We start from the raw sequence: 24,834 nt of genomic DNA on the forward strand, positions 1-24,834 counted from the left end.
CGACCCCTGGAGCCGCCCGTGTCCCGCCCCTTGAGCGAATTCGCCCGCTACCTCCGCACCGAGACCACCGGCGGGCTCATCCTGCTGGGCGCGACCGCGGTCGCGCTGCTCTGGGCCAATTCGCCGCTGCGGGACAGCTACCACGCGCTGCGCGACTTCCGGCTCGGCCCGGAGTACCTGCACCTGGACCTGACGATCGGCGACTGGGCGAAGGACGGCCTCCTCGCCCTGTTCTTCTTCGTCGCCGGGCTGGAGCTCAAGCGCGAGCTCGTCGTCGGCGAGCTGTCCCGCCTCAAGCAGGCCGTGCTCCCGGTCGTCGCCGCGATCGGCGGCATGGCCGTGCCCGCGCTCGTCGCGCTGGGCGTCGGCTGGGGCACGCCGGGGATCGAGCGGGCCTGGGCGATCCCGGTCGCCACGGACATCGCGTTCGCCCTGGGCGTCCTGGCCCTGACGGCGTCGAACCTGCCGTCGAGCGCGCGGGTCTTCCTGCTTTCGCTCGCCGTGGTGGACGACCTGGGCGCGATCGTCGTCATCGCCGTGCTCTTCACGACGGGCTTCGACCTGGTCGCGGTGGCCGTCGCCGTCGCCGCGCTCGCCCTGTACGCGTTCCTGCAGCACCGCCGGGTCCGGACGCCGTGGCTGTACGTCCCCCTGACGCTGGTCACGTGGGTCGCGGTGCACTCGGCGGGCATCCACGCGACGATCGCCGGCGTCGCACTGGGCCTGCTCACCCGCGTCCGCGCCGACGAGGGCGAGGCGGAGGCGCCGGCCCTGCGGCTCGAGCACCGGCTCCAGCCGTGGTCGGCGGCGGTGGCCGTGCCGGTGTTCGCGCTGTTCGCCGCCGGCATCTCGATCGACGGCGACGCGCTCGGCGCGGTGTTCACGACGGCGTTGCCGCTCGCGGTGCTCGCCGGGCTGCTCGGCGGCAAGGTCGTCGGCATCCTCGGGGCCAGCGTGCTCGCCGTGAAGCTGGGCGCGGCGGAGAAGCCGCGCGGGGTGGGCTGGCGGGACATGGCCGCGTTGTCCGTGCTCGGCGGGGTCGGGTTCACCGTGAGCCTGCTGATCGCGGAGCTGGCGCTGCCGGCGGGCACCAGCGAACTGGCCAAGATGGCGGTGCTGATCGCATCGGCGGCGGCCTCGCTGCTCGCGGCCGCGCTGCTCCTCCGGCGCAGCCGGGTGCACGCCCGGATGGATTGATCGCCGACACTGTGTCCTCTGGGGCCGAGCCCCAGACCCAGCCGGGGGCAAGCCCCCTGGGCCCCCGAAAGCGGTCGAATGCTACGCCGCCGCGCCTCGATAACGGACACATGGCACGATGGCCCGGTGAGCAGCCCCAAGCACGAACGCACCGGCCCCGACGGCGTGGGGGCCGTGCCTTACCTCCCGCTGTCCTCCGCCACCGACGTCCCCGGCGACCAGTCGATCGGCCGCCTGGTCGGCGACGCGACCCAGCACATCTCCACCCTGGTCAGGGCCGAGATGGAGCTGGCCAAATCCGAGCTGGTCGGCGAGGTGAAGAAGGGCCTCAAGGGGGCCATCTTCTTCCTGATCGCGCTGACGGTCTTCCTGTACAGCACGTTCTTCCTCTTCTTCTTCGCGGCCGAGGGGCTGGCCCAGTGGCTGCGCTACCGCTGGATCGCGTTCGGCATCGTGTTCGTCCTGATGCTGCTGGTCGCGGCCGGGGTCGGGTTCCTCGGCTACCGCAAGGTGAAGAAGTTCAAAGCACCCGAGCGGACGATCGCCAGTGTCAAGGAGACCGCCGCCGCGCTCAAGCCGCAGCGCGCGCCCGAAGCCGACTTGACCACGCGCGACTGAGTCGTTGCACGCGTCCCCCGACCCGTCGATCGTCCGGCTCGACGGCCCGTGGGTCCACCGCGACGTGTCCGCGAACGGCATCCGCCTGCACGTCGCCGAGCTCGGTGACGGGCCGGTCGTGGTGCTGCTGCACGGGTTCGCCGAGTTCTGGTGGACCTGGCACCACCAGCTGCGGGCGCTGGCCGACGCGGGGTTCCGCGCGGTCGCCGTCGACCTGCGCGGCTACGGCGACTCGGACAAGCCGCCGCGCGGCTACGACGCGTGGACGCTCGCCGGCGACGTCGGCGGCCTGATCAAGTCCCTCGGGGCGCGGCGCGCACACCTCGTCGGGCACGCGTGGGGCGGCATGCTCGCCTGGACGGTCGCGTCGCTGCACCCGCGGCTGGTGTCCTCGGTGACGGCGGTCGGCGCGGCCCACCCGCTCGCCTTGCGCTCGGGAGCGGCTCGCCCGTGGCGCGGCCAAGGCCGCGCCGCCGGGCACCTCTTCCGCTTCCAGGTGCCGATGGCACCGGAGAAGTGGCTGGTGAAGGACGACGCCCAGGCCGTCGCGGAACTGTTCGGCGGCTGGGCCGGCCGCGACTGGCGGTCCACTTCGGACTTCACCGACAGCGTCGGGGCGTTCCGGCAGGCGATGCTCGTGCCCGGGGTCGCGCACAGCGCGCTCGAGTACTACCGGTGGGCGTTCCGCGCCCAGTTCCGCGGCGAAGGCCGCCGGTTCACCGACGCCGTCAGCGGCCGGATCGCGGCGCCGACGCTGCAGCTGCACGGCGCCGACGACCCCTGCATCCTGCCCGAAACGGCGACGTCGTCGGTGCGCTGGGCGGGCCCGCACGCCGAGCCGGAGTTCTGGCCGGGCGTCGGGCACTTCCCCCACCTCGAGGCGCCGGACCGCACGTCGGCGGCCCTGCTGGACTTCCTCAGCCGAGGCTGATGGCGTTCTTCGCCCGCTCCACCGACTCCTCCGACGCCGGGCCGCCGGGGTTTTCGGTGGCCAGGGCCTGGTTGAGCGCGACGAACGGCCGCAGCCGCCGTTCGTAAGCCGCGAAGGCCTCTTCGTGACCGGCCCGGCCGAGCTCCTGCGCGAGGACGTACGCGCCGACCAGCGCGAGGCTCGTCCCCTGGCCGGACAGCGGCGAGGCGCAGTAGCCGGCGTCGCCGACCAGCACGATCCGGCCCGCCGACCAGCGGTCCAGGTGGATCTGCGCCATGGCGTCGAAGTAGAACACGTCCGCGGCGGCCATCGCTTCGAGGAGCTTCGGCACCTCCCAGCCGACGCCGGCGAGCCGCTCGGCGACCAGCCGCTTCTGGTCCGGGACGGTCAGCCGCGGCAACGGCTCCGAGCCGAAGCCGAGCGTGACGCGCAGTTCGGTGTTGTCCCGCACCGGGTAGGCCACGCCGCCGGTGTGCTCGTGCCGGAACCAGACCTGCCAGTCTTCGAGGCCCAGGAAGTTGGCCGTCGGGAAGATCGCCAGGTATTGGCCGAGGTGCCGGACGAAGTCCTCTTCCGGCCCGAAGGCCAGCCGCCGCACGGCCGAGTGCAGGCCGTCCGCGCCGACGACCAGGTCGAACGTCCGGAACCCGCCGTAGGAGAACTCGACGCGCACCCCGTGGGCCTCTTCGGTCAGGGCCGTGATCGAGTCGCCGAAGACGTACTCGACGTCGGTCGCTTCGCCCAGGAAGGAGACGACGTCGTCGCGCAGCACCTCGATGTCGTCGCTGTCGAGCCGGCCGCTGCTCAGGGCGAACTCCTCGGACCGGAACAGCTCGTGGCCGTCACCGTCCACCATGGACATCCCCCGCATCCGGGTGCGCACCGCGCGCATCCGGTCGCCGAGGCCCATCCGGTCGACGACGTCGAGCGCGACTCCGCGCACGTCGATCGCCTGCCCGCCGCTGCGCGGGCCGGGCGCCCGGTCCACCACGGTCACGGCGAAGCCCGCGCGCGCCAGGAACCAGGCCAGGGTGCCGCCGGCGACGCCGGCACCGGAGATCAGGACGTTCCGCATGTTTCCTCCAGAGCTGTACGCTTGTCGGCACCACAATGGAGATCACGCAGCTGGAAGGCCACTTCTGTGCTAGCACAGCCGGTCATCTGTACTAGGTCAGGAGGCAGCGGTGAAGTACGTGGCCATCGCCCAGGAACTGCGTGAGCGCATCGAGCGCGGCGAGCTCGCGCCGGGCGCGCGGGTGCCCTCGACCCGGCGGCTCGCGGCCGACCACGGCGTCGCGATGGCGACCGCGGCGAAGGCGCTGGCCCTGTTGAGCCAGGACGGGTTGGTGCGCGCGGAGCCGCGGTCCGGCACGGTCGTCGCCGGCCGCGATCGCCGCGGTCAGCGTGGGCTGACCCGGGAGCTGCTCGTCCGGACCGCCATCGCCATCGCCGACACCGAGGGCCTCGGCGCGCTGTCCATGCGCGGTGTCGCGGCCCGCCTGGGGGTCGCGGCGATGGCGCCGTACCGGTACGTGCGGGGCAAGGACGAGCTGGTCATGCTGATGGCCGACGCGGCGTTCGGCGAGCGCGGCTACCCGGCGGAGCCGTCCGGCGACTGGCGCGAACGGCTGACGCTCGGCGGCCGGACGCTCTGGTCGCTCTACCAGCGGCACCCGTGGCTCGCCCAGCTCGCGCCGCTCACCCGGCCGCTGGCCCTGCGCAACCTTGGCATGCACGGCGAATGGGCGCTGGCGGCCCTGTCCGAGCTGGACGTCGACGCCGCGACGCTGTGCGACCTGCACGTGCTGTTCTTCAGCTACGTCCAGGGCATCGCGATCCACCTCGAACGCGAGCAGAGCGCGCTGGCCTCGTCCGGTCTGTCCGAGGAGGAGTGGATCGACCTGCAGGCCCCGGCGCTGGAGGCGATGACCACCGGCAGGCCGGTGTTCGCCAAGATGCTGCACGAGCTCGGGGACCACGGCTACGACCTGGTCCTCGACCACGTCTTCGAGCTGGGCATGCGGGCCTTGCTCGACGGCCTGGCGCTGCGGTTCGGGCGTTAGGCCGCGCAGGAGCCGGTGGACGCGTTGGTCGTCTGCGACGACGCCGCGTCCACTTCGGCCCGCACCTGCTCGGCCGTGAGCGTGAACCCGGTCTCCGGGTCCTCCACCGCCGCGCCGAAGACGACGCCGATGACCTTGCCGTCCGGGGTCACCATCGGCCCACCGGAGTTGCCGCTGCGGATCTCGGCGCGGACCGTGAAGACGTCCCGCTGCACGGTGTTCGCGTCGTAGATGTCCGGACCACGCAGGTTGATCCGCCCGCGCACGCGCGCCGGCGTCGCCCGGTACGGACCGTCGAGCGGGTAGCCGAGCACGACCGCGCTGTCGCCCGCCCGCGCCGTCTCCGGCGCGAACTGCAGCGGCTCGGCCCGCAGCCGGGGCACGGCGAGCACCGCGATGTCGACCTCGGGGTCGAAGTAGACGACGCGGGCCGGGTAGTCGCCCTGCGTCGTCTCGATGCCGACGGTGTCGGTGCCGGCCACGACGTGCGCGTTCGTCATCACCCGCTGCGGCGCGATCACGAACCCGCTGCCTTCCAGCGACCGCGAGCACGAGCTGGCGCTGCCGCGGATCTTGACCACGCTGCCGTGCAGCTGCTGGACGATCGCGCTGCGCTGGAGCGTGGGGTCCGGCGGCGAGGTGTCCGCCGTCGGCGCCTTCTCGAACGGGTCCACGATCGACGGGAAGCCGGACGCGTCGAGCAGCTTGCGCAGCTGGTTCGGGATGCCCTGCGCGGCCGTCGGCATGGCGTCGTTGACCTTGCCGAGCACCACCGAGCTGTTGATCCCCTTGGGCAGCCAGGGCAGGGCGGACACGGTCGTCAGCGGCGTCGCGATCAGCCACGCCACCACGAGCACGACCACGGCCTGCACGACGGCGCCGAGGGTCTTGTCGACGCCGGACAGCTTGTCCGGGTTGATCTTCTGGCGCAGCCGCCGGCCCACGTAGACGCCGATCGCCTCGCCGAGCGCGACCAGGAACACCACGGTCGCGACCGCGAAGGCGACTTTCCACACCTGGTCGTCGAAGAACGAGACGACCACCGGTGCGAGCTTGATCCCGACGACCGCACCGAGCACGACGCCGACCAGCGACGGCAGCGCGATGATCACCCCTTGGAACGCGCCGGAGACGGCCGCCAGCAGGGCGAGCAGCAGCACCAGCACATCGACCCAGTTCACCGCGTCACTCCTCGCCCGTTACTCGCGCGTGGAACGCGGCCAGCGCCTCGTCGAGGTCCCGGACGTCGCCCGAGTCCCATTCGCGCTCCCAGCCTCCCAGGCTGAGCAGGACCGACAGCAACCCGGCGGTGAAGCCCCAGATGAACAGGCCGCCGACCTCGAAGGCCGGCCCCTTCCACGGCATGCCGGCCTTCTTGACCGTGAACCGGTTCGCCGGATCGACCAGATCGGCGATGGCGACGCGCGCGACGGACGCCGTTTCGCCCGGGTCGACCGCGTGCACCGGCGACGGCTCGGCCCAGTGCGCCAGCACCGGCGTCACGGCGAACCCGGACACCGGGACGAACAGCTCCGGCAGCACCGCGACCGGCCGGACGCCGGACGGCACCACGCCGGTCTCTTCTTCGGCCTCGCGCAGCGCGGTGCCGACTGGGCCGTCGTCGCCGTCCTCGGCGCCGCCGCCGGGGAAGGCGACCTGCCCGGCGTGCGAGCCGAGGGTGTCGGCCCGGCGCTGCAGGAGGACGTCCGGCTCGCCGTCGGACTCGCGCTCGCCGAAGAGGATGAGCACGGCGGCGGGGCGCGGGTAGGCGTCTTCGGGTGGGCTGAACCGCGTGAACGTCTTCGAATCGACCTCGGCGCTCACCTTGACCAGCGGCCGGAGCCACTCGGGAACCGACTCCGGTTCGACCAGCGGTCCGATCACGATGCCCCCTCGACTGCCGCACGCACCTGGTCAGTGTTCACGAACGTGCGTGGATTCGCGATGAACCGCACCTCGCCCGCGGCCGTGACGAGGTAGGACGCCGGGAGCGACGACGGCACCTTCAACGCCGTCCGGACGGGCCCGCTCTGCCCGCCTCCGTCGAACACCGACGGTAGGTGCACGCCCAGACGGGCGAGGAGGTTCAAGCCGTCCTCCGCCGGGCTCTGCACCTGGACGCCGAGGACACGCACGGCACCCGGCTGCTTCGCGTAGTCCTGGAGCACGGGCAGCTCGGTCCGGCACGGCTCGCACCACGACGCCCACACGTTGACCAGCACGGGAGCACCGGCGAGCGCGCGCCCGACGTCGACGCTCGCGCCGTCGCCGAGGCAGTCCGCCTTGACCCCTTCGAGCTGCTTCACCGGTTGCGCGGGGCCCGGCGCCGGGCACGGCTGGAGCGCCGCCGCGGCCCGGGCGGGCGCGAGGTCCCCGGACGGTTTCGCGGCGGTGTCGTCACCGCCGCGCGGGAGCAGGGCGACGATCAGCGCCACCGCCAGCACGGCGGCGGCCAGCGCCCATTGGGTGACTCTCGTCACCGGGGCGCCGCCAGCGCCAGGATGTGGTCCTTTTCGACGCCTTTGACCAGCTTCGCGGCCTCTTCGAACCCGGTCGGGCCGGTGCCGTACGACGGGCAGTCCTTGGCCAGCGGGCAGGCGCCGCAGGCCGGCTTCTTGGCGTGGCAGACGCGGCGGCCGTGGAAGATCACCCGGTGCGAGAGCATCGTCCACTCCTTGCGGGGGATCAGCTCACCGATCGCGTGCTCGACCTTGACCGGGTCCTCCTCCGCCGTCCAGCCCCAGCGCCGGACCAGCCGGCCGAAGTGGGTGTCGACGGTGATGCCCGGGACGTCGAAGGCGTTGCCGAGGACGACGTTGGCGGTCTTGCGGCCGACGCCGGGCAGGGTGACCAGGTCTTCGAGCTTGGCCGGGACCTCGCCGTCGAAGCGCTCGACCAGCGCCGCGCCGAGGCCCATCACCGAGTTCGCCTTGGCCCGGTAGAAGCCGGTGCTCCGGAGGTACTCCTCCAGCTCGGCGCGGTCGGCGCCCGCGTAGTCGGCGGCGGTCCGGTAGCGCTTGAACAGGGCGGGCGTGACGAGGTTCACCCGGACGTCGGTGGTCTGTGCGGACAGCACGACCGCGACCAGCAGTTCCAGCGGCGTGGTGAAGTCGAGCTCGCAGTGGGCGTCCGGATACACGTCATCCAAGCAACGCTTCATCCGCCTGGCGCGTCTCACCAGAGCTAACCGGCTTTCACCAGCGCCCTCACGGGGGGCGTTCGTGGTGGCAGGTGGCACCCCGATAGCCTACGGGCGCCGTCGGACGAGCCGGTGACTGCACCGGTGGACGACCGACACGCCAGAGCACCACCTCGGCGCGTTTTCCGGCCGCCATGAGCGAGGATCTGGAGTAGATGCTTTCCACTGAGTGTTTCGAGTTGTGCCCAGGAGCCCGGTCATGACCGTCTGGTTCGTCATCCTGGTCCCCCTGGTGATCATGTTCTTCGCGCTGGGCATGGAGCGCGTGGAGAGCAGGCTCAAGCACGTCGCGGTGCAGGAGAACGAGGTCGAAGAGTTCCTCGAGCAGGCGCAGCCCAACGAGGTCAGGGCGCTCTACGGGCACGGCATCGGCCGTGCATTGGAGCTGTTCCGGCTGCGTAGGCTGGGCGGACGGGCAGCCAGGCTACGCGCGCGTCGCGTGCGGAGTTAGGCTCCACGTTCGAACGAGATCATCCGGCGGGCGCGCGCGTCCGACGGGCGATCTCGGGAGTACGCCCTAGACTGACGCGCAAGTGATCGGCGTCACGCTCCTCCAGCCAACGGGGGAGCGCGCACGTTTCTCGACGAGGAGGCACCCGAGGTGGACGAAACCCTGGCCCGTGCGGGCATTTTCCAGGGTGTGGAGCCGGCAGCGGCGGAGGCGCTGGCCCAGACCTTGGAATCCGTGGAGTTCCCCCGCGGCCATGTCATCTTCAACGAGGGCGAGCCCGGCGACAAGCTGTACATCATCCAGTCCGGCAAGGTGAAGATCGGCCGCAAGTCCCCGGACGGCCGCGAAAACCTGCTGGGCATCTTCGGCCCGTCGGACATGTTCGGCGAGCTGTCCATCTTCGACCCCGGCCCCCGGACGTCGAGCGCGACCACGGTCACCGAGGTCCGCGCGGTCACCATGGACCGCCCGGCCCTGCGCCAGTGGATCTCGACCCGCCCGGAGATCGCCGAGCAGCTGCTGCGCGTGGTCGCGCGCCGCCTGCGCCGGACGAACAACATGGTCGCGGAACTGATCTTCACCGACGTCCCGGGCCGCGTGGCGCGGGCGCTGCTGCAGCTCGCGCAGCGGTTCGGCAGCCAGGAGGCGGGCCTGCTGCGGGTCACGCACGACCTGACGCAGGAGGAGATCGCCCAGTACGTCGGCGCCTCCCGCGAGACCGTCAACAAGGCTTTGGCGGACTTCGCCCACCGCGGCTGGCTGCGGCTCGAGGGCAAGAGCGTGCTGATCCTGGACCCGGAGCGGCTGGCCCGCCGGGCTCGCTAGACCCTTGTCTCTGACGAAGAAGGGCTCCTCACCCGCGCGGGTGAGGAGCCCTTCTTCGTAACCCAAAACAAAGAGCCGGGCGCCACCCCCGACGTGGCGCACCGGCTCTTCGTTGTTGCGCGGACCATCCCCCGACGATCCGCGCTCCCCGCCCTCCGGGCCAGGCCCCGACCCGTATGCCGGAGGGAGCTGGGTTTTCTGTGCTGTTGTTCAACCATCACGGCCCATACCCACGAATTCAAGGCCATTCACTCTCAAGGACGCCGTCTGGGCCGTTTCGTTGCAGGAGTTTACGGAGAATATCGTGAGTGTTACTCGATCGAGATCTCTTGCTTCAGCCCTCAAGATCCACCTTCAGTCTGCCGGTGACGCACGTGACCGTCAAATAACTGGTACTGACGTACCACTCTGCGGCATACTGCGGGGGTGTCCCAGTCTGTCTCGAACCACGAAAGCCGTACCTCCCTCGCGGACTACCGCACCGCGCTGACGACCCGCGCCGCCCGGCGGCCCGCCGTCGCGTCCGTGCTGGCCCGGCTGCCGATCGCCATGATCGGCATCTCGGCCCTGCTCTACGTCCAGCGCGAGACCGGTTCCTTCGCCGTCGCCGGGCTCGTCTCGGCCGGTTCACTCGTCGGTGTCTCGGTGGGTGCGGTGGCGCAGGGCAGGCTGATCGACCGGTTCGGGCCGACACGGCCACTGCTCGTCTTCGCGTTCCTGTCCGCCCTCTCGATGGCCGCGTTGGTGACGGCCATCGAGTCGCACGCCGCGACCGCCGTGATGGTGGCGTTCGGCGCCCTCACCGGGCTGTCCGAGCCGATGGTCGGGTCGGCGTCGCGAGCCCTGTGGGGACGGCTGCTCCCGCCGGGCGGCGCGCGCAACGCCGCGTTCTCGTACGAAGCGATCAGCATGGAGGTGTTCTTCATCCTCGGTCCCGGCGTGGCCGGGCTGCTGGTCATGGCGCCGTGGGCGGGCACCGGCCTGGTGCTGGGGGTCGCGCTGCAGTTCACCGGCGCGCTGCTGTTCGCCTTGAGCCCGGCCGTGCGGGCGTGGGGTCCGTCCTCCGGAGCGAAGGGGTCACTGCTGGGCGCGCTGGCGAGCCCGGGCATGCGGACGCTCGCGCTGGCCGCGCTCGGCTTCGGCGTCGTGATCGGGTTCGTCGAGGTCGCCGTGCCGGCGTCGGCCACCGAAGCCGGCCACGCCACCGTGGGTGGCCTGCTGCTGTCGGCGTGGTCGCTGAGCTCGGTCGCGTTCGGCGTCGCCTACAGCCTGCGGCCGTGGCCGCGGCGGCTGGGCCTGCGGCTGCCGGCGCTGCTCGGCGGGTTCGGCGCGCTGGTCGCCCTGCTCGCGTGGCCGTCTTCGCTGTGGGGCCTGGCGCTGATGATGCTGCTGGCGGGCGCGTTGATCACGCCGCAGTCGACGGCCCACTCGGCGGCGATCGAGGTGGTCGCGCCGGCCGGGACCGCGGCGGAGGCGTTCGGCTGGGTGCTCACGGCGGTGACGCTGGGGCTGGCGGCCGGCCAGTCGATCAGCGGGTACGTCGTCGAGCACGCCGGTCCGGGTGCGGCGTTCCTGGCCGCCAGCGCCGCCGGGCTGGTGCTCGCGGTGGCGGTGTGGGCGCTGCGCGGCACGGTCCGTCCGCATCGGCAGCCCGCGGCGGAGCCGCCTTCACTGGTCAACGCCTGACTGTTTCCGCAGGTCAGCAGTTTTTGTCGGTGCCACCCGCTAGCTTGCGAGCATGGACGTCACCGCGCCTGCCCACCGCCTCTCGGCGGCCGTCTCCGCCGCGTCGCGCCTGCTGCCGGCCCGCACCGGGCTGAGGCTGCGGGCCGGGGCGGCCGGGTTGACGGTCGCCGGCAGCGACCCGGACCTCGCCGTCCGGTTCGACTGCCCGGCGACCACGCACACCGACGGCTCGGTCGTCGTCCCCGCGGCTCCACTGGCGGAGACGCTCAAGATGCTCGACGCCGAACTGGTGCGCTTGGTCGTCGAAGGCACGCGTCTGGCGTTGCGGCTGGACAACGCCCGGTTCGCGCTGCCGCTCCTGCCCGGCTCCGAAGTGACGTCCGAGCCACCGGTTCTCGTGTCCGAAGTGGACGGCGCAACGTTCGCGTCGGCGCTGCGGATCGTCGCGGGCACGGCGGCGAAGGACGACCCGCTGCCCCTGTTCACCGGCGTCCGCGTGCAGGCAGGTGACCACCTCACCCTGACCGCGTCGGACCGCTACCGGATGGCGGTGGCGCGGCTGCCACTGCGCACGCCGGGCTCGCTGGACGTCCTGGTCCCGGCGACACTGCTGTCCGAGGCGGCGCGCCAGGCCGGCGGCGTGGTCGGGCTGCACGTCGGCCCGGGCCGCTTCGGCCTGAGCTGGCACGGCGGTCTGGTCGCCACGGCGGTCCTCGACGCGGGCTTCCTGTCGGAGGACTCGATCCCCTCGGGGGCCGTCGACACAACGGTGTCCTTGGAGGCGGACGCCCTGGCGGCGGCGGTCCGCCGCGTCGGGGTGTACGCCGAGGACAGGCGCGTCCTGACCCTGGAGGTCGGCGACACCCAGGTCCGCTTGGCGAGCGCCCGCCAGGACACGGGCGAAGCGGAGGAGACGCTGAAGGCCGACGTCGGCGGCGGGCGGACGTCGCCATCGTTCCAGGCGAGGTACCTGCTCGACGCCCTGCAGGCCTTCGCCGGGGAGCGGGTGGTGCTGTCGATCCAGCCGGGGATGCGGGCGTGCATCCTGCGGGCCGCCGAGCCCGGGGAGGTGGAGCTGACGTACTACCTGATGCCGATGCTGCCGAGGTAGGTCACGGCTCCAGGGTGCCGAAGCGCTTCAGCGTCCGGATCATCGGTGCCGTCTCCACCTGCTGCACCCCCGGCAGCCCGCCCAGATCGTCGGCCAGGTACTCGTACAGCGCCGCGTCGTCGCGGCAGCCGACGTTCGCCACCAGGTTCGCCGGGCCCGTCGTCGCCGCCGCGAAGGCCACCTGCGGGTGGCCCGCCAACGCGCGCCCAGCCGACTCCAGGGCCGAAGGCGCCACCGTCAGCCACAACGTTGCCGTCAGCGGGTAGCCCAGCAAGGCCGCGTCCACCTCCACGTCGAAGTACAGCGCTCCCGACGACCGCAGCACCTCCAGGCGACGGCGGACCGTCGATTCCGAACGGCCGCACACCGTCGCCAGTGTCGACATGTCGGCTCGGCCGTCGTGGGCCAGAGCTGCCATCAGGTCCGCGTCGCCCGGCTCGGGTCGATACGCAATGCCCGAGAGAGGGCGGCGCAGTCGAGACACCTGCGAAGCCGACAACGCGTTCGACCGGCCCGGCCAGCCCGCCGGGCCGCCCGCGAAACGGCGTAGCAGCCGGTACGCCGTCATCGACAACACCCGGGGCGTTCGCGGCAGCTGTCCCAGCAGCAGGCCGTCCGCCTGCTCGCGCAGCGGTGCCCGGATGAAGCACGCGATCTCCGTGCCGCCCGACATCAGGCTCACCCACTGCGTGTCGTCCCTGCGGGCCAGGCTGCCCGCGATCGCGGCCGCCGCGTCCGGGACGCACCTCAGGCGCACCAGCCAGTGGGCCTGGCCGAGCGCCGCCGCCTCCGGCACGCCGACCACCCGCAGCACCCCGGACGACCGCAGCTTCCGGTAGCGGCGCGCCACCGTCTGGTCCGAGACGCCCAGCACCGCGGCAACCGTGCTGAACGACGCCCGGCCGTCCAGCTGCAGCGCGTGCGCCAGGCGGCGGTCCAGGTCGTCGAGCAGGCCGGATTCCACCAGATCAGCCTAGGCGATGTCGGATTTCGCGCAGAATCCCGGCACAGGTGGAACACGCCGGCAAGGCGGCCGACGCTGAAGGCGTGAACATCGACCACACGGTCTTCCTGACCCACCGCTACGAAGAAACCTGGCGGCGCTACGAAGAACTCGGCTTCACGCTCAGCCCGCCGTCGCGGCACTTCGCGTCCCTGACCGACGGCGGCGAGCTCCTCCCGAGCTGCACGGCGAACCGCTGCGCCTGCTTCGGTGACTCGTTCCTCGAACTGATCGGCATCGTCGACGAAGCCGCCGGCGACCCGTGGCGCGTGCTGCCGATCCTCGACGCCCGCGGCGACGGCCTGCACGGCTGCTCCTTCGGCGTCGACGATTCCGAAGACGCCGAACGCAGGCTGCGAAAAGCCGGACTCTCGACGTCCGGGGTGCTGTCGCTGCAACGCGACGTCGAACTGCCCGAAGGCACCCGCACCGCGCGGTTCCGCAGCGTCCACATCCGCCGCGACCGCACGCCCGAAGGCATCCTGCACACGGCCGAGCACCTCACCCCCGCGTACGTCCACCAGCCGCGCTACCTCGACCACCCCAACGGCGCCCGTGCCGTCGCCGGAATCCTCCTCGTGGTCCCCGACGACGAAGCCGGCGAGTACCGGAAGCGGTACGACGTGATCACCCAGGGCCGCAAGCTGGTCGAGATCGTCGGCGCGAGCGACCTCGACGCCGTCTTGCCCGGCGAACCCACCCGGGAACTGCCCTTCTTCGCCGCCCACGGCGTGGCCGTTGCGGATCTCGCGAAAGCACGGAAGCTGGTCGACGAGCACGTCCCGACCACCACCCGGGCGAGCGGGTTCTTCGTCCGCGCCGAGGACGCCGGTGGCGCCGCACTGTACTTCGAGGAGACAAGATGATCGTCGAAACCACTACTGGCCGGGTCCGCGGCGCGGACGGTACCTTCCGGGGAATCCCTTACGCCACCGCGAAACGCTTCGAAGCACCGAAGCCACCGACGCCGTGGGCCGACGTTCGCGACGCGCTCGAAGCAGGACCCGCGGCGCCGCAGCCGCCGTCACGGCTGGAGCACGCGCTCGGGCCGATGCCGCTGCCGCAGAGCGAGGACTGCTTGTCGCTCAACGTCTTCACGCCGTCAACCACCGGGAAACGCCCGGTGCTGGTGTGGATCCACGGCGGCGGGTTCTCCAGCGGCTCGGGCGGCCAGGTCTGGTACACCGGCACGCGCTTGGCCCGCGACGCGGACGCCGTCGTCGTGACGCTCAACTACCGGCTCGGTGCCCTCGGCTTCCTGGCCATGGACGGGGTCCCGCCCAACCTCGGGATCGCCGACCAGCTCGCCGCGCTGCAGTGGGTCCGCGACAACATCGCCGCGTTCGGCGGGAACCCGGCCGACGTCGCCCTCGGCGGGCAGTCGGCCGGCGCGCAGTCGACGCTCGCCCTGTGGTCGTCGCCGCGGACCAAGGGCCTCGTCAAGCGGATCGCCCTGCAGAGCGCTCCACTCGCCATGCGACCGTCCACTTGGGAGCACGCCCACCAGAATGCCCTTCGGCTGCAGCAACAACTCGGCGAGGACTTGAGGGAAGCGCCGGTCGAGCGGCTGCTGGCCGCCCAGGTTTCGGTGCCGGGCGAGCCAGGATCGCTGGAACCACCGTTCCAGCTCGTGGCTGACGGCGATCTCGTCGCCGAGGACCTCATCGAAGCCGCGCCGGAAGGCCCCGCGCTCATCAGCTGGACCCGCGAAGAGCTGCGCGCGTTCGTCCCGGACGCACCACCAGACGTCGCCGAAGCCGCGAACGGCTTCTTCGCAGGCGACCGGCTGGCCGCGAAGCTCGGCGCCTTCACCTACCGCTTCGACTGGCAGGCACCGGGCAACCGGTTCGGCGCCTGCCACTGCATCGACCTCCCGTTCCTCTTCGGCACCCACGACGTCTGGGACGCGCCGATGCTCGCCGGCGCCCCGAAGGGCCTCGAAGAGGAAACCGGGCTGCGCGCAGTGTGGGCCGCCTTCCTCCACGGAGAGCGGCCCAGCGCGATCAGCCCGCCGAAGCTGCCTTGACGGCGGCCTCGACCTCCGCGAACGACGGATTGACCATGGCCGTCGACCCGACGATCACGGTCGGCACCGTCTCGTTGCCGTTCGCGACCTCGCGCACCCGCGCGGCCGCCGCCGGGTCCTCCCAGATGTTGATCGCGCGGACGTTGAAGCCGCTCTTCGACAGCGGCCGCTCCAGCGCGGCGCAGAACCCGCACCCCGGGCGCCAGTAGAACTCGACCTCGACGTTGCTCATTTTTCCTCCGACCGCAAGTAGTCCAGTTGCGCCTGCACGCTCCATTCGGCAGGCGCCCACAACGCCCGGTCGACGTCGGCGTAGACGACCTCGACGACCTGGCGCGGAGTGGCGTCCGCCCCGAGCGTCTCCAAGGCCGAACGCACCTGGTCGAGCCGCTGTTCCCGGTGGGCAAGGTACTCGCGCGCGGTCGCGGGCAGGTCGGGGAGCTCTGGACCGTGCCCAGGCAGCCCGACCGTGCCCGCCGGCAGCTCGATCAGCCTCCGCAGCGACCGCAGGTAGTCGCCGAGGTCGTGCAGCACCGTGGTGCCGCGCCCGAGGATCGTGTCGCCGGTCAGCACCTGGCCGTCGAGGACCAGCGACACCGAGTCGTCGGTGTGCCCCGGCGTGTGCAGCACCCGGATGTCCAAGCCACCGGCGGAAACCACCTCACCGTCCACAAAGGACGACCCGTCGAGGCACAGCGCGGGGTCGAACGCCCGCACCGGCGCGCCGACGCGCTCGGCGAACCACGGCGCGCCCTCCGCGTGGTCGGGGTGGCAGTGCGTCAGCAGGACCAGCTCGACCGCGCCGACGCCGGCCAGGAGCTCGAGGTGCGCGAGATCGCGGTAACCCGGGTCGACGACCACGGCCGGGGTGTCCGGCGTCGCCCGCAGGACCCAGCTGTTGGTGCCTTCGAGCGTCATCGACGACGGGTTGTTCTCCAGCAGCACCGAAGCCGTCTCGGACACCCGGCGCAGCACGCCGTAAGCCGGGGCGTTCACCGCGGCTCCAGCACGACGCGGACCTGGTCGTTCTCGCGCACCAGCGTGGGCGCGATCCGGACGATCTCGCGCGGCGCGTTCAGCACGTCGTCGGCGGTGGCGAACTCCGCCAGCTCACTCAGCGTCAGCCACGTCGGCGGCATCAGCATCCGGCGGCCTTCGCGCGCGTCGGCGATGGCATCTTCCGGACGCTGCCAGCCGGAGCTCGACGCCTCCGACGTCGCACCGTCGGCCTCCTGGCCTTCCGGCAGCTTCGCGACGTAGAACCGGGTGTCGTACCGGCGCGGCTCCTGCTCGGGCGTGATCCAGTGCGCCCACGGGCGCAGCAGGTCGGCCCGCAGCGTCAATCCCGCGTCGGCGAGGAACCCGGCCAGCGACACCTCCCGCGTCTCCAGCGCCTGGCGGGCGGGCGCGTACGGCGTGACGTCGGTGAGCACCGCGTCCGCGCTGCCCGCGAGCAGCACGCCGGACTCCTCGAACGTCTCCCGCACGGCCGCGCAGGTCAGCGCCCGCGCGAGGGCCTCGTCGCAGCCGAACCGCGAAGCCCACCACGACGGCGCCGGACCGGCCCACGCCACCGACGTGTCGGCGTCCCGCCGGTCGACCCCGCCACCCGGGAAGACGGTCATCCCGCCCGCGAACGGCATGCCCTTGACCCGGTGCTGGAGGAAGATCTCGACGCCCTCGGCGCCGTCCCGGACCAGGATCACGGTGGCCGCGTCCTTCGGCGTCGCCGGCGGGCCGTCGGCGTTGGCCCGGGTGGCTACCCCGGCGCCGACCGGGATGTCGAAGACAAACTCCTTTGGCTGCTCCACCCGGGCAACATACCTCCGCACCCCGACGTCCCGTCGCGCAGTTGTGGCACGCCGGACACCGAAAAGGCGGCACCTCCCGGAGGGGAAGTGCCGCCTTCTCGCGAAAAAGGCCTTACGGAGCGGTCCAGCCGCGCTGGTCACCGCCGGACCGAGACGCACCGTTGAGGCGCATCTTCGCCGCCTCGGCCCGCTCGCGCTCGGCCAGCTCGGCGTGCAGCTCGCGCAGCAGCGCCCGGTCGCGCTCGCTCAGGCTCGGGTCGTCCAGATCCAGCGCCGGCAGCTCGACGACCTCGTGCATGGACGGCTTGCCCGCGGCGATCTCGCGGCCCTTCTCCGGGTCCTCGGCCAGCGCCTGCCGCAGTTGCGCCACCTCGGCCGGGGTCAGGTCGGCGGTGCGCTCGGCCCGCGTCTCGGACCGCTCGGACCGCGCCTTGCGGGGCGGCTCGGGGGCGGGCTGCGGCGACACGATCGGCACCACCGGGGCCACCGGCTCGGCCGGCGCCGTCGTGGCGGTGGCGGACCGCATGCTGTGCCTGCTGCCCGACTCCGCGACCGGTTCCGACGTCACCGGCGCCGACGGCTTGGCGGGCTCCGGGCGGTACGACGACGAGGTCGACGTCGTGCTCCCGGTCACCCAGGCCGGCGACGCGGCCGCCGAAGCGGCCAGGTGGTATTCGGAGTGCGCGACGCCGGGGCCGCTGACCTCGACGACCGAGTGGATCCCGGCCCGGCGCAACGCCGTGTCGACGCGGAACGCGACGGCGGGCGGATTGCCCTCCGGCCCCAGCTCGACGAGCACCACGCGCTGCGGCAGCGCACCCGGCACGCTGCCGGCCGGGGTGTTGCGCCACACCGCGTGCACCGACCGGACGTCCGGCAGCACCTGCAGCGTCCGGTCGAGCGCCTCGGCGATGCCGAACTCCGGGGCGTTCTCGCCGCTGAACCGGTGCGCGTTGACCGGTTCGGCCTCGTCGACCAGCAGATCGTTCGCCAGCGTCGCGTCCGACCGGCTCATCTCGAGGACCAGCGCGAGCTCGCGCTGCTCGGCGGAGCTGACCGGGATCCGGCCCGCGATGAGCGTGCCGGTGGTCAGCTCGACCGCCTCGTCGATGTGGGCCCGGGCGATCAGCTCACGTGCTTCGGTGAGCGCGCTGTCGTCGATCCGGCCCGCCAGGGCCAGCAACAGGTTGTGCAGGCGCAGGGGCACCGAGAACCCGTCCATGGGCGGGCCGTCGTGGACCTCCACCATTGCCTTGCTCCCTCCCAGCTCGCTGGCGGGCGAGCGTTATGCGGCTACTAGCCGGGTCCCCGCCACGGCGCCCACGCAGACCAGCTCTGAGTCGGCCAGCGCGGCCCGGTGGTACCCCGGCAGGTCGAAGCGCGGCGGGATGACCTCGACGCTGGGCTCTTCGTCGCCCAGGACCCGCAGCACCCGCTGCAGTTCGCCGGTCAACCTCGGTAGCCCCGTCAGCGCGGTGATCAGCAGGACGCGCTTGGCGGTTCCCTGCCCGACCACACCGACGTGTCGCCAGCTCTGCCGCACTTCCCCCACGTCCGGGCGTCCCCGCAACGTTGCGTGGATCAACACGGACACGGAGTCGACCGAGTTAACCCATTCGGGCGCACTCGACGTGAATGTGTACCGGTTCTCGGAGACGTCGTCTACCCCCAGGGTCGAACTGACCTGGTGCCAGTCGGCGCCGTGCGGGATGAGACCGGCCACGAGCAGCCGGTACTCCGTTTGGTCGAGGTCGATCCTGTGCTTAAGCAAAGACCTCGGCAGGGTCCGGGCGAGGGTGCCCATGGCGCCTTCGCCGAGCCAGTCGCGGAACCGCCACAGCAGCTGGTCGGGCAGCCGCCCGGCCAGCCGGAGCAGCAGCTCGTGGGTGGACTGCTCGATGTCCGGATCCATCACTGCACCTCCACGATGAGTTCGACCTCCACCGGCGAGCCGATGGGCAGCTCCGCGACGCCGACCGCCGACCGGGCGTGGATGCCCGCGTCGCCGAAGACCTCGCCCAGCAGTTCGGACGCGCCGTTGACGACCGCCGGCTGACCGGTGAAGCCCTCCGCGGAAGCCACGAACCCGACAACCTTGACGATCCGCGTGACGTTGTCAATGCCCACCAGCGCGTGCACGGCCGCGAGCGCGTTGAGCGCGGAGGTGCGAGCGTGGCCCTTCGCCTCTTCGGGGCTGATCTCCGCGCCGACCTTGCCGGTCGCGGCGAGGACGCCGTCGACGAAGGGCAGCTGGCCGGAGGTGTAGACGTGCTGGCCGCTCTGGACGGCGGGCACGTACGCGGCCAGCGGGGCCGCCACGCCGGGCAGCTCGATGCCGAGCTCCTTCAGCCGTTCGCTCCAGCTCACCGGGTCAGCCCTTCGGACGCTTCAGGTAGGCGACGTGCTGCTCCCCGCTCGGGTTCGGCAGCACGGTGACCAGCTCCCAGCCGTCCTCGCCCCATTGGTCGAGGATCTGCTTCGTGGCGTGGATCAGCAGAGGGACGGTGGCGTACTCCCACTTGGTGGCGCTCATAGCCGGGAGCGTAGCCAAGCGGGCAAGAGCTCCGGGGGCCACCGCCGGAAAACGGGCGGCGACGCGCCGGGCTGTGGTCCATCTCACGTCGATCTCCGGCTAGCGTGGCCGGGTGGAAACGTGGCGCGTGATCGCGACGGCACTGCTCGCGGCGGCCGGGCTGCCCCTGGTGCTCGTCGTGATGGCGAAGGTGCGTGACCGGACGCAGAGCTCCGGCCAGGTCGCGGTCGGCGGGGTGATCACCTTCACGCTGCTGGTCGTGGTGGGCGTGCTCACCCTGACCGTGCTGCCCGGCGTCCTGAGCTGGGTGCTCGTCGCGGCGGTCGCGGCTGCGGTCAGCGTCATGCTGCTGGCCAGCTGAACGCTGATTTAGGGTGAAGACGTGACCTCTTCCCATGCCGGCTGGACCGACGAGCTTGCCCGCGCCCGGCTGCACTTCGTCACCGGCAAGGGCGGGACCGGAAAGACGACGCTCGCCGCGGCGCTCGGGCTCGCGCTCGCCCGCGAAGGCCGCCGCGTGCTGCTCATCGAGGTCGAAGGCCGCCAGGGCATCGCCCAGCTCTTCGACACCGAGCCGCTGCCCTACGCCGAGCAGCGCATCGCCGCCGTCCCGGGTGGTGGAGAGCTGCGCGCGCTGCACATCGACGTCGAAGCCGCGCTGCTCGAGTACTTCGAAATGTTCTACAACCTCGGCTTCGCCGGGCGCACGCTGCGGCGGATGGGCGCGATCGAGTTCGCGACCACGCTCGCGCCGGGCCTGCGTGACGTCCTGCTCACCGGGAAGATCAAGGAGTGCGTCGGCCGGACCGAGTCCGACGGGCGGCACACCTACGACGCCGTCGTCGTCGACTCGCCGCCGACCGGCCGGGTCGTCAAGTTCCTCGACGTCACCAAGGCGCTGACCGACCTCGCCAAGACCGGCCCGATCCGCGGCCAGGCCGAGGGCGTGGTGCGGTTGCTGCACTCCGGCGAGACGGCGGTGCACCTGGCCACGCTGCTGGAGGAGATGCCGGTGCGCGAAACCCTCGAGGCGGTGGCCGAGCTCGACGGCGCTGACCTGCGCCCGGGCGCGGTGCTGGTCAACCGGGTCCGGCCGCCGCGGCTGCCCGCCCGCTCGGTGACCGCCGCCGCGGACGGCCGCGTCGACGCCTCCCGCGTCCGCTCCGGGCTGGCGGCGGCCGGGCTGAAGCTGCCGCAGACGACGCTGGACGCGCTGGTCGACGAGACCGTGGAGCACGCCGTGCGGGTCGCCGCCGAGCAGCGGGCCCGGGAGCAGCTCGCCGAGGCCGATCTGCCCACCCTGGAGCTGCCGGACCTGACCGAAGGCGTCGACGTCGCGGCCCTCTACGACCTGGCCGAGGCCCTGACCGACCAGGGGGTGCGGTTGTGACCGCCATCGACATCGACGCGTTGCTCGACGACCCGGAAAGCCGCGTGATCGTCTGCTGCGGCTCCGGCGGCGTAGGCAAGACCACCACGGCCGCGGCGCTGGCCCTGCGCGCGGCCGAGCGCGGGCGCCAGACCGTGGTCTTGACGATCGACCCCGCGCGCCGGCTGGCGCAGGCGCTCGGCCTGCGCGAACTCGGCAACCACCCGAGGCAGGTGCAGGTCGAGGGGTTCGAGCCGAAGGGCGAGCTGTGGGCGATGATGCTCGACATGCGCCGCACCTTCGACGACATGGTGCGCGTGCACGCCGGGCCGGAGCGCGCCGAGCAGCTGCTGCAGAACCCCTTCTACCAAACGATTTCCACGTCGTTCTCCGGCACGCAGGAGTACATGGCGATGGAGAAGCTGGGCCAGCTCGCGGCCACCGGCGAATGGGACCTGATCATCGTGGACACCCCGCCGAGCCGGTCGGCGCTGGACTTCCTGGACGCGCCGACCCGGCTGTCGAGCGCGCTGGACGGCCGGATGATCCGGCTGCTCACCGCCCCGGCGAAGGCCGGCGGCTGGGGCCTGCGCAAGGTCGTCAACGCCGGGTTCTCGATGTTCGCCAAGGCGGTGTCGACGATCATCGGCGGCCAGCTGCTGACCGACGCGTCGGCGTTCATGCAGGCGTTCGACAGCATGTTCGGCGGCTTCCGCGAGCGCGCCCGCAAGACGGCGGAGCTGCTGCGCTCGTCCGGGACGTCGTTCCTGGTCGTGGCGGCGCCGGAGCCGGACGCGCTGCGCGAGGCGTCCTACTTCGTGGAGCGGCTGTCGGCCGAGTCGATGCCACTGGCCGGGCTGATCGCGAACCGGACGCACCCGGTGCTCGCGAAGCTGTCGGCCGCGGAGGCACTGGCGGCGGCCGAGTCGCTGCCGAACGCCCCCCTGGCCGAAGCGGTGCTGCGGCTGCACGCGGACCGCGTCGGCCTCGCCGCCCGCGAGGAACGGCTGCTCGCGCGGTTCACCCGGGCGCACCCCGAAGTGGCGCTGGCCCGGGTGCCCGCACTGGCCGGTGACGTGCACGACCTCGAGGGCCTGCGCGACATCGGCGTGAAACTCGCCGGCTGAAACCGACGTGGCCGAGCCGCACGGGCGGCGCGGCAGCAGGACCGCGCCGCCCGCGGCCGCTCAACCGACCTCGACACGTTCCTTCGCGTCCCGCTTGGCCGCTTCGAGCAGATCGGCCCAGCTCTCCACGTCGGGGCGGCGGCGCAGCAGCGCTCGCCGCTCCCGTTCGGTCATGCCACCCCAGACGCCGAAGTTGATCCGGCCGTCGAGTGCTTCGGCGAGGCATTCCGTGCGGACCGGGCAGCCCATGCAGACGGCTTTCGCCCGGTTCTGCTCCGCACCCCGGACGAACAGGCCGTCCGGATCGGCGTCCCGGCAGGACGCGTTGATTCGCCAGCTCGACTGGTTGGTTTCCATACCCCCAGCTCCCTACCCTGGTGATCGACGCACCAGCGGGGAAAGGCACTGCGCGCCCTGCCCCCGCGAGCGTGTCTCCCTCAGCTCACGTCGGTTACCCGGGCACCTCCCCGGTGCCGGTGCCGCCGTTCGGACCAGGCGAGCTCCCACCCGCGTTGATCCATCCGTCGGCTTTTCTTCGTGAGACGTTGACGGACTGTAGGGGCCTTCGGTTCCCCCCGCCAAGACCCAGAATGCCTTCCGTTACCAGTTGTCACCAAAGGGGGTCGGTTTTGTCACTGATTTCACACCTTCGAAGACACGGCGTCACCGGCGCCTGACTCACTCCGGGTAGCCTGGCCCTCGTGCGAAAAGCGGATGGTTTGTTCAAGCTCATCGGCCTCTGTCTGCTCGCGGGGGTGCTCGTCGCCGGCATGCTCTTCCCCGTCGTGGGGGCCGCCGGCGTCATGTCGAACCAGGCCAGCGAGACGGTGGAGAAGACCTCCTCCGACCTCGCCGACATCCCGCCGCCGCTGGTGACGACGGTCACCGACAGCACCGGCAAGCCGATCGCGACGCTGTACGACCAGTACCGGCTGCCGATCACCGAGAACCAGATCAACGAGGCCATGAAGTGGGCCTTGGTCTCGGTCGAGGACAAGCGGTTCTACGAGCACCACGGCGTCGACTGGCAGGGCACGCTGCGCGCGGCCGTCAGCAACACCACCGGCGCCGACACCCAGGGCGCCTCGACGCTGACCCAGCAGTACACCAAGAACTACCTGATCAACGTCGTCTACCGGAACGACCCGATCGGCCAGAAGAAGGCCCAGGAGCAGTCGATCGCCCGCAAGCTCAAGGAAGCGCGGATCGCGATCCAGCTCGAGACGAAGCTGACCAAGCAGCAGATCCTCGCCGGCTACCTCAACATCGTCGAGTTCTCCCGGCAGATCTACGGCATCGGCGCGGCCGCGCACGCGTACTTCGACACGACCCCGGAGAAGCTCACCGTGCCGCAGGCCGCGCTGCTGGCCGGCCTGGTGAACAACCCGATCAACAACGACCCGTGGAAGCACCCGGACAAGGCCACCGCGCGCCGCAACCTGGTGCTCGACCGCATGGTGGACAACAAGAAGCTGGCGAAGGCCGACGCGGACCGGTTCAAGGCCGAGCCGCTGGGCGTGGTCCCGGACACCCCGAAGAAGCCGGCGGCCAACTGCATCGGCGCGGGCCCGGAGGCCGGGTTCTTCTGCCAGTACGTCGAGGACTACCTGCTCAAGGCCAGCGGGATGACCAAGGACCAGCTCTACACCGGCGGCTACACGATCAAGAGCACGCTGGACGAACGCGCCAACCACGAGGCGAAGGTCTCGGCGGAGGCTCAGGTCAAGAAGACCCAGCAGTACGTGGCGAACACGTTGTCCTTGGTCAAGCCGGGCAAGGACCGGCACGAAGTGGTCGCGCTGGCGTCGAACCGCGACTACGGCCAGGACCAGAACGCGGGGCAGACGACATATGCGCTGCCCACCGGCGTCTACAACACCGGTGGTGCGGGATCGACGTACAAGATCTTCACCAGCGCCGCGGCACTCGACAAGAGGCTAGTGGGGATTTATTCGCCGGTGGACCTACCGGAGACCTATACCTCGCACGTGTTCACGACCGGCAAGGGCGGTTGCAGCACCACGCCGACGGGAAAGCCCAACACCTACTGGTACTGCGTCGGCAACGCGGCCGACTACAGCAAGACCGCCGCGAACGCGACGCTCCAGACCGCCCTCGCGACGTCCCCGAACACCACGTTCGTGGAACTCGAGGACCGGCTCGGCAGCACGGCCCCGGCCATCGACATGGCCAAGCGGCTCGGGATGCGCGACACGATGACGAGCAACGCCGGGGGCGGGCCGGTCGATCCGAAGGCGGACAGGGACGAGAAGCGGCTGAGCCAGGCCGAGTTCTACGGCCCGCGAGGCAACAACCCCGGCTTCGGCGCGTTCACCCTGGGCTTCAGCCCCCTGAGCGGCCTGGAGCTGGGCAACGTCGCGGCGACGATTCTGTCCGGTGGCGTCTGGTGCCCGCCGACGCCGATCGCCGGGGTGACCGACCGCAACGGCAAGCCGGTGCCGGTCAAGGAAGCCCCGTGCGAGCAGGCGGTGCCCGAGGGGCTGGCGAACACCCTCGCCGTCGGCATGAGCAAGGACGACCAGCCGGGCGGCACCTCGTTCCGCGCGGCGGCCGACGTCGGCTGGGACCGCCCGCTCATCGGCAAGACGGGCACGACGCAGGGCAACGTCTCGGCGACGTTCGTCGGCGGCACGCCCCAGCTGGCGGGCGCGGCGATGACGTTCAAGTTCGGCGGCGGCCAGGGCGGTATCTGCGACGCCGGTCCGGGCAACGTCCGCGTGTGCCCGACCGGGAACATCTTCGGCGGCAAGGCCCCGGCCCGGACGTGGTTCGGCGCGATGAAGAACATCCTCGACGCCAGCCAGCCGAGGATGGAGCTCCCACCCGCGGACCCGCAGTACATGGGCGGCGGGGCGCGCTAGGT

At 71.7% G+C, this 24,834-nt stretch carries 28 protein-coding genes; 14 read left to right on the forward strand and 14 right to left on the reverse strand.

The annotated features are described in order from the left end of the window. Nucleotides 1-18: 18 nt before the first annotated feature. The 3 genes from nhaA (at nucleotide 19) to AB0M80_RS12295 (ending at nucleotide 2,746) form a co-directional block, all read left to right on the forward strand. On the forward strand, nucleotides 19-1,197 hold the full coding sequence (nhaA, locus tag AB0M80_RS12285) for a Na+/H+ antiporter NhaA (RefSeq protein ID WP_364562684.1): 1,179 nt from the start codon (nucleotides 19-21) through the stop codon (nucleotides 1,195-1,197). A gap of 126 nt (nucleotides 1,198-1,323) precedes the next feature. Next, complete coding sequence (locus AB0M80_RS12290) at nucleotides 1,324-1,815, forward strand: phage holin family protein (protein WP_364562686.1); 492 nt, start codon at nucleotides 1,324-1,326, stop codon at nucleotides 1,813-1,815. A gap of 4 nt (nucleotides 1,816-1,819) precedes the next feature. Continuing rightward, nucleotides 1,820-2,746: an alpha/beta hydrolase gene (locus AB0M80_RS12295; RefSeq protein WP_364562689.1), complete on the forward strand. Its 927-nt coding sequence runs from the start codon at nucleotides 1,820-1,822 to the stop codon at nucleotides 2,744-2,746. Here AB0M80_RS12295 and AB0M80_RS12300 read toward each other — a convergent pair. Further along, complete coding sequence (locus AB0M80_RS12300; protein WP_364562692.1) at nucleotides 2,733-3,821, reverse strand: FAD-dependent monooxygenase; 1,089 nt, start codon at nucleotides 3,819-3,821, stop codon at nucleotides 2,733-2,735. The genes AB0M80_RS12295 and AB0M80_RS12300 overlap by 14 nt on opposite strands. A 109-nt stretch (nucleotides 3,822-3,930) precedes the next feature. Here AB0M80_RS12300 and AB0M80_RS12305 point away from each other — a divergent pair, with 109 nt between their 5' ends. Then, entirely contained in the window at nucleotides 3,931-4,809 is an 879-nt protein-coding gene (locus tag AB0M80_RS12305; RefSeq protein ID WP_364562695.1) for a GntR family transcriptional regulator, read from the forward strand. Here AB0M80_RS12305 and AB0M80_RS12310 read toward each other — a convergent pair. From AB0M80_RS12310 to nth, 4 genes are read right to left on the reverse strand one after another with little or no spacing between them, the layout of a single operon-like run. Beyond that, nucleotides 4,806-5,990, reverse strand: coding sequence for a MarP family serine protease (locus tag AB0M80_RS12310; protein ID WP_364562698.1), 1,185 nt, complete (start codon nucleotides 5,988-5,990; stop codon nucleotides 4,806-4,808). The genes AB0M80_RS12305 and AB0M80_RS12310 overlap by 4 nt on opposite strands. Before the next feature lie 4 nt (nucleotides 5,991-5,994). Next, on the reverse strand, nucleotides 5,995-6,693 hold the full coding sequence (locus tag AB0M80_RS12315; RefSeq protein ID WP_364562701.1) for a CoA pyrophosphatase: 699 nt from the start codon (nucleotides 6,691-6,693) through the stop codon (nucleotides 5,995-5,997). Continuing rightward, entirely contained in the window at nucleotides 6,690-7,289 is a 600-nt protein-coding gene (locus AB0M80_RS12320; protein ID WP_364562703.1) for a TlpA disulfide reductase family protein, read from the reverse strand. The genes AB0M80_RS12315 and AB0M80_RS12320 overlap by 4 nt, the downstream gene beginning before the upstream one ends. After that, on the reverse strand, nucleotides 7,286-7,969 hold the full coding sequence (gene nth, locus AB0M80_RS12325) for an endonuclease III (protein ID WP_364562706.1): 684 nt from the start codon (nucleotides 7,967-7,969) through the stop codon (nucleotides 7,286-7,288). The genes AB0M80_RS12320 and nth overlap by 4 nt, the downstream gene beginning before the upstream one ends. A gap of 238 nt (nucleotides 7,970-8,207) precedes the next feature. On the opposite strand from nth, the gene AB0M80_RS12330 reads away from it, so the two are divergent. The 4 genes from AB0M80_RS12330 to AB0M80_RS12345 all read left to right on the forward strand — a co-directional run bounded on the left by AB0M80_RS12330 (nucleotide 8,208) and on the right by AB0M80_RS12345 (nucleotide 12,081). After that, nucleotides 8,208-8,459: a hypothetical protein gene (locus AB0M80_RS12330; protein WP_003081722.1), complete on the forward strand. Its 252-nt coding sequence runs from the start codon at nucleotides 8,208-8,210 to the stop codon at nucleotides 8,457-8,459. A 150-nt stretch (nucleotides 8,460-8,609) separates the two neighbouring features. Next, nucleotides 8,610-9,284: a Crp/Fnr family transcriptional regulator gene (locus tag AB0M80_RS12335; protein ID WP_003081747.1), complete on the forward strand. Its 675-nt coding sequence runs from the start codon at nucleotides 8,610-8,612 to the stop codon at nucleotides 9,282-9,284. A 426-nt stretch (nucleotides 9,285-9,710) separates the two neighbouring features. After that, nucleotides 9,711-10,970, forward strand: a complete 1,260-nt coding sequence (locus AB0M80_RS12340; protein WP_364562708.1) for an MFS transporter — start codon at nucleotides 9,711-9,713, stop codon at nucleotides 10,968-10,970. A 52-nt stretch (nucleotides 10,971-11,022) separates the two neighbouring features. Then, entirely contained in the window at nucleotides 11,023-12,081 is a 1,059-nt protein-coding gene (locus tag AB0M80_RS12345) for a DNA polymerase III subunit beta (protein ID WP_364562711.1), read from the forward strand. Nucleotide 12,082: 1 nt separating this feature from the next. Here AB0M80_RS12345 and AB0M80_RS12350 read toward each other — a convergent pair whose 3' ends face one another. Next, the gene (locus tag AB0M80_RS12350) at nucleotides 12,083-13,045 is read right to left on the reverse strand and encodes an Lrp/AsnC family transcriptional regulator (protein WP_364562714.1); all 963 of its coding nucleotides are present in this window, start codon (nucleotides 13,043-13,045) and stop codon (nucleotides 12,083-12,085) included. A gap of 83 nt (nucleotides 13,046-13,128) precedes the next feature. On the opposite strand from AB0M80_RS12350, the gene AB0M80_RS12355 reads away from it, so the two are divergent. Next, a complete protein-coding gene (locus tag AB0M80_RS12355) occupies nucleotides 13,129-13,950 on the forward strand; it encodes a VOC family protein (protein WP_364562717.1) in 822 nt (273 codons plus the stop codon). Further along, entirely contained in the window at nucleotides 13,947-15,110 is a 1,164-nt protein-coding gene (locus AB0M80_RS12360) for a carboxylesterase family protein (protein WP_364562720.1), read from the forward strand. The genes AB0M80_RS12355 and AB0M80_RS12360 overlap by 4 nt, the downstream gene beginning before the upstream one ends. On the opposite strand, the gene AB0M80_RS12365 is transcribed toward AB0M80_RS12360, so the two are convergent. The 7 genes from AB0M80_RS12365 to AB0M80_RS12395 form a co-directional block, all read right to left on the reverse strand. After that, nucleotides 15,088-15,342, reverse strand: a complete 255-nt coding sequence (locus AB0M80_RS12365; protein WP_043789066.1) for a glutaredoxin domain-containing protein — start codon at nucleotides 15,340-15,342, stop codon at nucleotides 15,088-15,090. The two genes, AB0M80_RS12360 and AB0M80_RS12365, sit on opposite strands and share 23 nt — an antisense overlap. Continuing rightward, complete coding sequence (locus AB0M80_RS12370; RefSeq protein ID WP_364562722.1) at nucleotides 15,339-16,106, reverse strand: MBL fold metallo-hydrolase; 768 nt, start codon at nucleotides 16,104-16,106, stop codon at nucleotides 15,339-15,341. The genes AB0M80_RS12365 and AB0M80_RS12370 overlap by 4 nt, the downstream gene beginning before the upstream one ends. Continuing rightward, nucleotides 16,103-16,921 carry an NUDIX hydrolase gene (locus AB0M80_RS12375; protein ID WP_364562724.1) on the reverse strand — a complete coding sequence of 273 codons (819 nt, stop codon included), beginning with the start codon at nucleotides 16,919-16,921 and terminating at the stop codon, nucleotides 16,103-16,105. The genes AB0M80_RS12370 and AB0M80_RS12375 overlap by 4 nt, the downstream gene beginning before the upstream one ends. Before the next feature lie 112 nt (nucleotides 16,922-17,033). After that, a complete protein-coding gene (locus AB0M80_RS12380) occupies nucleotides 17,034-18,170 on the reverse strand; it encodes a hypothetical protein (RefSeq protein ID WP_364562726.1) in 1,137 nt (378 codons plus the stop codon). Between the two features lie 36 nt (nucleotides 18,171-18,206). Beyond that, nucleotides 18,207-18,833 (reverse strand): hypothetical protein, encoded by a 627-nt coding sequence (locus AB0M80_RS12385; RefSeq protein ID WP_364562728.1) that lies wholly within the window; start codon nucleotides 18,831-18,833, stop codon nucleotides 18,207-18,209. Beyond that, nucleotides 18,833-19,288 (reverse strand): RidA family protein, encoded by a 456-nt coding sequence (locus tag AB0M80_RS12390; protein ID WP_364562729.1) that lies wholly within the window; start codon nucleotides 19,286-19,288, stop codon nucleotides 18,833-18,835. Before AB0M80_RS12390 ends, AB0M80_RS12385 begins: the two co-directional genes overlap by 1 nt. Before the next feature lie 4 nt (nucleotides 19,289-19,292). Beyond that, nucleotides 19,293-19,454 (reverse strand): DUF4177 domain-containing protein, encoded by a 162-nt coding sequence (locus AB0M80_RS12395; RefSeq protein WP_003068074.1) that lies wholly within the window; start codon nucleotides 19,452-19,454, stop codon nucleotides 19,293-19,295. Nucleotides 19,455-19,566: 112 nt separating this feature from the next. Between AB0M80_RS12395 and AB0M80_RS12400 the strand changes: the two genes are divergently transcribed. Genes AB0M80_RS12400 through AB0M80_RS12410 form a run of 3 tightly spaced genes read left to right on the forward strand, consistent with a single transcriptional unit; the run spans nucleotide 19,567 to nucleotide 21,950 of the window. Further along, nucleotides 19,567-19,815 carry a hypothetical protein gene (locus AB0M80_RS12400; protein WP_364562731.1) on the forward strand — a complete coding sequence of 83 codons (249 nt, stop codon included), beginning with the start codon at nucleotides 19,567-19,569 and terminating at the stop codon, nucleotides 19,813-19,815. A gap of 21 nt (nucleotides 19,816-19,836) precedes the next feature. Then, nucleotides 19,837-20,844 carry an ArsA-related P-loop ATPase gene (locus AB0M80_RS12405; protein ID WP_364562732.1) on the forward strand — a complete coding sequence of 336 codons (1,008 nt, stop codon included), beginning with the start codon at nucleotides 19,837-19,839 and terminating at the stop codon, nucleotides 20,842-20,844. Beyond that, entirely contained in the window at nucleotides 20,841-21,950 is a 1,110-nt protein-coding gene (locus AB0M80_RS12410; RefSeq protein WP_364562733.1) for an ArsA family ATPase, read from the forward strand. The genes AB0M80_RS12405 and AB0M80_RS12410 overlap by 4 nt, the downstream gene beginning before the upstream one ends. 60 nt (nucleotides 21,951-22,010) lie before the next feature. Here AB0M80_RS12410 and AB0M80_RS12415 read toward each other — a convergent pair whose 3' ends face one another. Further along, nucleotides 22,011-22,307 carry a WhiB family transcriptional regulator gene (locus AB0M80_RS12415; protein ID WP_364562735.1) on the reverse strand — a complete coding sequence of 99 codons (297 nt, stop codon included), beginning with the start codon at nucleotides 22,305-22,307 and terminating at the stop codon, nucleotides 22,011-22,013. 344 nt (nucleotides 22,308-22,651) lie between these two features. Between AB0M80_RS12415 and AB0M80_RS12420 the strand changes: the two genes are divergently transcribed. Further along, on the forward strand, nucleotides 22,652-24,832 hold the full coding sequence (locus AB0M80_RS12420; RefSeq protein ID WP_364562737.1) for a transglycosylase domain-containing protein: 2,181 nt from the start codon (nucleotides 22,652-22,654) through the stop codon (nucleotides 24,830-24,832). The last annotated feature ends 2 nt before the right edge of the window (nucleotides 24,833-24,834 follow it).

This window comes from Amycolatopsis sp. NPDC051045 (genome assembly GCF_040682955.1).
GTDB lineage: Bacteria > Actinomycetota > Actinomycetes > Mycobacteriales > Pseudonocardiaceae > Amycolatopsis.